This window comes from Streptomyces malaysiensis subsp. malaysiensis, assembly GCF_040653035.1.
Taxonomy (GTDB): Bacteria; Actinomycetota; Actinomycetes; order Streptomycetales; family Streptomycetaceae; genus Streptomyces; species Streptomyces malaysiensis.
Map to the genome: position 1 here is coordinate 47,413 of NZ_JBEZNG010000047.1, position 6,017 is coordinate 53,429.

4 protein-coding genes are annotated in these 6,017 nt (G+C 72.3%); 2 read left to right on the plus strand and 2 right to left on the minus strand.

The features are described from left to right. Positions 1–91 precede the first annotated feature (91 nt). On the plus strand, positions 92–2,227 hold the full coding sequence (locus tag AB0E24_RS44000; RefSeq protein ID WP_359385522.1) for an alpha-galactosidase: 2,136 nt from the start codon (positions 92–94) through the stop codon (positions 2,225–2,227). Between the two features lie 54 nt (positions 2,228–2,281). Here AB0E24_RS44000 and AB0E24_RS44005 read toward each other — a convergent pair whose 3' ends face one another. Then, entirely contained in the window at positions 2,282–3,148 is an 867-nt protein-coding gene (locus AB0E24_RS44005; protein ID WP_232636964.1) for a LysR family transcriptional regulator, read from the minus strand. A gap of 257 nt (positions 3,149–3,405) precedes the next feature. Between AB0E24_RS44005 and menE the strand changes: the two genes are divergently transcribed. Beyond that, entirely contained in the window at positions 3,406–4,563 is a 1,158-nt protein-coding gene (menE, locus tag AB0E24_RS44010; RefSeq protein ID WP_232636963.1) for an o-succinylbenzoate--CoA ligase, read from the plus strand. Positions 4,564–4,752: 189 nt separating this feature from the next. Here the strand turns inward: menE and menC are convergent, their stop codons facing one another. Beyond that, on the minus strand, positions 4,753–5,865 hold the full coding sequence (menC, locus tag AB0E24_RS44015; protein WP_359385525.1) for an o-succinylbenzoate synthase: 1,113 nt from the start codon (positions 5,863–5,865) through the stop codon (positions 4,753–4,755). Positions 5,866–6,017: the final 152 nt, after the last annotated feature.

Genomic DNA, 6,017 nt, shown 5'->3' on the forward strand with positions numbered 1-6,017 from the left:
CGAACTCACTCACGTAAGTCACTCACCGAGCGCCCCGCATCCGTGGGGCGGCACCCGCCGCTCCCCCGCCGTCTCCCGAACGTGAGGCCCGATGCCGACGATCTACCATGCCCCGGACAGCGGGGTCTGGCTGCTGACCACTCCCCACACCTCGTACGCCCTGCGCATCGACGACACGGGCGCCCCCTGCCATCTCGCATGGGGGCCACGGCTGACACCGGCGGAGGCGGAGGAGCTGGTCGTGCCCGCCGGGGAGGCGGCGAGCAGCTTCGAGGGACGGCCCGCGGTGGGCGAGGAACTGCCGGTCGACGGCGGCACGCGGTACGGCACGCCCTCCCTCCAGATCCGCTACGAGGACGGCTCCCGCGGCTTCGAGTGGCAGCCGACCGGGCACCGCGTCATCGCACCGTCCGACGGTGTGAGCGAACTCCATCTGGAGTTCCGCGACCGCCTCTACCCCCTGCGCGTCTCCCTCCGCTACCGGGTGCGGGACGACACGGATGTCATCGAGCGCTGGACGGTGCTGCGCAACGACGGCGACCAGCGACTCGGACTGGTCCGGGCCGACTCGGCGGCCTGGTCGCTGCCGCCGCTGGCCGACTACCGGCTCAGCCATGTCACCGGCCAGTGGTCCGCGGAGAGTCAGCTGCGCCGCGAACACCTGCCGCACGGGGAGACGGTGCTGACCAGCCGGCGCGGAATCCCCAGTCATCACGCCGCCCCCTGGGTGATGGTGGACGCGGGTGACGCGGCCGAGGAGCACGGCAGGGTGTTCGGCGCGGCCCTCGCCTGGAGCGGGAGTTGGCGCATCACCGTCCAGCGCACCCCGGACGGACGCGCGGGTTTCACCGGTGGCGTCGGCCACGAGGGCACCTGCGTGCCACTCACGCCGGGCGAGGAATTCACCACCCCGGTGTTCGCCGGGCTGTGCACGGACGGCGGGTTCGGCGCGGCGAGCCGCGCCTGGCACGCGTACACGCTGAACCACGTCCTGCCGCATGGACGTGAGGTGGCGCCCGTGCTCTACAACTCCTGGGAGGCCACCGGCTTCGACGTGGCCGAGGCGAACCAGAAGGCGCTGGCCGAGCGGGCCGCCGCCCTCGGTGTGGAGCTGTACGTCGTCGACGACGGCTGGTTCGGGGCCCGGCGCGGCGACCACGCGGGGCTCGGCGACTGGACCCCGGCCCGGGAGCGCTTCCCCCAGGGCCTCGGCCCCCTGGCCGACACGGTGCACCGCCTGGGCATGCGCTTCGGCGTCTGGGTGGAGCCGGAGATGGTCAACCCCGACAGCGACCTCTACCGCGAGCACCCCGACTGGGTGCTGCACACTCCCGGCCGGGCCCGCAGCGAACTGCGCAACCAGCTCGTCCTGAACTTCGCGCGCGACGACGTCGCCGACTGGGCCCACGGCTGGCTGACCCGGCTGGTGGCGGATTGCGGCATCGACTTCCTGAAGTGGGACATGAACCGCGCCTTCAGCGAGGCCGGGTGGCCCGGCGCTCCCGACGGCCACGACCGGCTGTGGACACGCTATGTGGCCAATCTGTACGGCGTCCTCGACCGGCTGCGCGCCGACCACCCCGGGCTGCGCATCGAGACGTGCAGCGGCGGTGGCGGACGGATCGATCTCGGCATCCTCACCCGTACCGACCAGGCGTGGGCGTCGGACAACACCGACGCCGTCGACCGCCTGGTCATCCAGCACGGCTTCGGCCAGCTCCACCCGGCGCGCGCGATGTCCGCGTGGGTGACCGACGTACCCAATCAACTCACCTCCCGCACCGTGCCGTTGCGGTTCCGCTTCCATGTGGCGATGTGCGGGCTGCTGGGCATCGGCGGCGATCTGGCCCGCTGGTCCGAGGCGGAACTCGCCGAGGGCGCCGCTCTGGTGGCCGAGTACAAGCGGGTGCGCCACCTCGTCCAGCACGGCGCCCTCTACCGGCTGTCCGGGCCGCACGGCGAACAACCGACCGTGGTGCAGTACGCCGCCGAGGACGGCGCCGAGACCCTGGTCCTGGCCTGGCAGCGCGGCCCCCGCCACGGAGTGCCGCGCCTGCCGGTGCGGCTGCGCGGCCTCACCCCAGGCGCCCGCTACCGCGACACCCGCACCGGTGAGGTGCACCATGCCACCGTGCTCGCCGAGTACGGGTGCCACCCGGACCTCCGGCCCGGCGACTGGGCCAGCACGGCCGTGCACCTGGTCAGGATGGAGCGGGAAGACGCATGACACCGGTCGCGTGCGCAGGCCGCCGGCCGACGGCTCGGCGTGGGACGGACGGTGTCATGGCGTACGGTCGCTCCCGCGGTAGGCGGCGGTCGCGATCTGGACGAACGAGCGGATCAGGGGATTGGTGTCGTCCTCCTTCCACGCCGCCACCACGCGGCTCGGCGGCATGTCGATCAGCGGCACCGCGGTGAGCCCTGCCGGTGACTCATGGCCCATGGGGGTCATGCCGACCGTGCCGTTCCACAGCACGGCCTGCCGGCATTCCTGGACGCCGCGCACCACCGGGCCCTCGCGAGGTTCCCCGCCGTTCCAGTACGACTGCCAGACGGGGTCGGTGCCCGCCGGGAACAGGAACCAGCGGCGGTCCGCCAGGTCGGCGAGGGCCAGGCTGTCGCGGCGGGCCAGCGGATCGTCGGCGCGCAGCAGCGCGCCCACCGGGTCGGCGCGCAACTCGCGCGTGATCAGGCCGGTCTTGTCGAACGGCCCGCGGGTCAGGGCGACATCGACCAGTCCGGCGTGCAGCCCGCAGGTGGGATCGGTCAGATCGGTCTCGCGGATGTGGACCTCGACGTCCGGGTGCCGCCGGGAGTAGGCGGCGGCCAGCCGGGTGGCGCCCGGGTCGGTGCTGTCAGCCAGCATGCCCACGGTGATGGCCGCCGCTCCGGCCGCGGCGGCCACGCGTACGCGCACCCGGTCGGCATGATCGAGCAGCGCACGCGCCTCGTCCAGCAGCACCTCCCCCACCGGAGTGAGCGCGACACCGGCGGACGACCGGCGGAACAGCGCGGCGCCGACGTCGGTTTCCAGTGCCTTGATCGCCCGGCTCAGCGGTGGCTGGCTCATATGCAGCCGGGCGGCGGCCCGACCGAAGTGGAGTTCCTCGGCCACCGCCACGAAGTAGCGCAACGTTCGTAGCTCCATGGTGCGACGATACCCGTACGGTATCGGCATCCCGGCACGGGTCTTGGACAGTCGCCGCGCCCCGCCAGTGCAATCGGTGTCCGCCGACCGGAGGGTGGTGGTCCGGAAGGCCGTGGCAGTTTCCTGACAGGTCGTTCCGCCACATCGGCCCACCGTGCCATCGGGCCCTTAGCGTGGGCCGGAGGGGTGAGCGGTCTCGGGGTGTGAAGGCGATCGCTCGCATGATGACGGATGTCTTTCGCGGAGGAGCCACCGCGATGCTGATCCTGCCTTGCGACGGTTCGGCGAACACGGTCGGCGCGCTGTCCTGTGCGCTGGCCGCGGCGGTCGAGGGGACCGGGGAAACCGTACTGCCCGTGGCGGCCGGTGGGGGCCCGCCCGGTTTCGACATCAGCGGACCCGTGCCGACCGGGACGGCGGTGGTGGTCGGCACCTCAGGCTCCACCAGCGAGCCCAAGGGCGTGCTGCTCTCCGCCCGGGCGCTGCGCGCCTCGGCCGAGGCGACGCACACCAGGCTCGGGGGCCCCGGTCGCTGGTTGCTCACGCTGCCTGCACACCATGTCGCGGGCGTACAGGTCCTGGTCCGCTCCCTGCTGGCCGGGGCGGAGGCAGTGGTCCACGATCTGCGGCAGGGCTTTCGGCCGGAGCGGTTCCGCTCCGCCGGATGCCGTTACACCGCGCTGGTGCCCACGCAGATCCGGCGTCTGCTGGATGCCGGTGGCCCCGGCCTGGCCGCGTTACGGGAGTTCGACGCCGTGCTGCTGGGCGGCGCGGGCGCCCCCGAGCCGTTGCTGGCGCGGGCGCGGGAGGCGGGCGTGAGGGTGGTGACCACCTACGGCATGACCGAGACCGCCGGCGGCTGTGTCTACGACGGAGTGCCGCTGGCCGGGGTGCGGGTGCGGATCGGCCCGCCACCGGAGGGAACGGCCGGGCCCACGGCGGGCGGTCCGATAGCTCTCGGCGGGCCGACCCTGGCATCGGGCTATCTCAACCGGCCGGAGCGGACGGCCCATTCGTTCGAGGACGGCTGGTTCCGCACCGACGACCTCGGGCGCTGGCGGGAGGACGGCCGTCTTCAGGTGCTGGGCCGGGCCGATGACGTGATCGTCACCGGTGGTGTGAAGGTGTCCCCGTCCGTGGTGGAGCGGGTGCTGCGCGAACAGCCCGGAGTCGGGGACGTGTGTGTGGTGGGGGTGGACGACCCGGAGTGGGGGCAGATCGTCGTGGCCGCCATCGCTCCGTGTGAACCGGGCGAGGTGGGGCGGGAGGCGGTCGGCGCGCTGAAGAGCGCGGTCCGGGACCGGCTGGGACGCGCCGCCGCGCCCAAGGACATCCGGATCGTTCGGGCCCTGCCGCTGCGAGGCGTGGGAAAGCCGGACCGGCAGGCCGTACGCCGCCTGTTCAGCGCGGAGTGAGGTACGGGACGGTACGGGGCGTGGGGTCCCGGTCGTCACGTACCGTCCGGTCGTCACCTATGGCCCGCGCCGCGTACGGCCCGCGTCGCCTACGGCCCGCGTCACGTACGGCCCACGTCGCCTGCGGCCCGCGTCACGTACCGCCCACGCCACGTACCGCCCACGCCACGTACCGCCCCGCCGTCCGGCTCAGGCCGTCAGCTGGATGTGCCGCCGGGTGTGGGCCTCGAGGAAGTCCTCCTTCACCTCGTACGGCACGGCCGTGTCCGGAACCTCGATCAGGCCGTCCACCGCCCGCGTTTCCGGAGTGACGATGTCCTCGCCGAAGTACTTGTCGGAGCCGGAGTTGTCGCCGGGCAGTGTGAAACCGGGCAGCGCGGAGAGCGTGACATTGGCCGCCCGGCTGATACCGAAGTCGTGCATACCACCGCACCACACCGGCACCCCGGCCGCCACACAGGCGTCATGGACCCGGACGGCCTCCAGCAGACCGCCCAGGCGAGCCGGTTTGATGTTGACCACACGGCAGCTGCCCAGGGCCAGCGCCTCCCGCGCCCGTCCGGCGGAGGTGAGGCTCTCGTCGAGGCAGAGCGGTGTGGTCAGTTCCTTTTGCAGGGTGGCATGGTCCAGCAGATCGTCCCAGGCCAGCGGCTGCTCGATCATCATCAGCCCGAACCCGTCCAGATCGCGCAGCCGCGGGAGGTCTTCAAGGGCGTAGGCGCAGTTGGCGTCGGCCATCAGCGGCAGCTCCGGGAACCGGTTCCTGATCGCCTCCAGCACTTTCACATCGGCTCCTGGGCCGATCTTGACCTTCACCCGCTGGTACCCCTGCCCGACGTGGTGCGCGATGGTGTCGCACAGCCGGTCGTAGTCGCCGTCCATGCCCAGGCTGACACCGGAGGGGACATGGGTGCGCGCCGCGCCACCGAGCAGAGTGGCCAGCGGTCGGTCCGTGGTGGCGGCCAGCAGGTTCCACGCGGCCATCTCCATGCCGCACCGGGCGAAGTTGTTGGCCTTGACCCGGCCGTAGAGGGCCGTGAACTCCTCGATGGTGTCCCAGGAGCGGCCCATGACCGCCGGAGCGAGGAAGTCGCGGGTCACGGACCACACGGTGTCGGTCGTCTCGCCCAAGTAGTACGGATCGACGGGCACGGGCGCCTCGCCCCACCCCGTGCGGCCGTCGGCGGTGGTGGCGCGAACGACCACATGCAGCAGGGTCCGGGCGCTGTGGGTGCTGGCGGTGAAGCCGTGGGTGAGCCGCAGCTCCACCACGTAGAGGTCGAGCCGGTCGATGCGCGGCACGGAGGTCCCCTTCCCGTCGTCGCGAGATGAAGTCGTCGATTGATGACGTGGCGGTGTCTAGGGCCTGTCGTCAAAGGGGGCGCCCTGCTCCCGACGCCTGGCACGGCCGCTCGCCGCGTTGTCGCGTCACCCGAGTACGCCCAGTACGAGGG

Excerpts from the sequence above, each read along its gene's own strand:
- AB0E24_RS44005 (WP_232636964.1), bottom strand. The coding sequence starts at position 3,148 with ATGGAGCTACGAACGTTGCGCTACTTCGTGGCGGTGGCCGAGGAACTC.
- menE (WP_232636963.1), top strand. The coding sequence starts at position 3,406 with ATGCTGATCCTGCCTTGCGACGGTTCGGCGAACACGGTCGGCGCGCTG.
- AB0E24_RS44000 (WP_359385522.1), top strand. The coding sequence starts at position 92 with ATGCCGACGATCTACCATGCCCCGGACAGCGGGGTCTGGCTGCTGACC.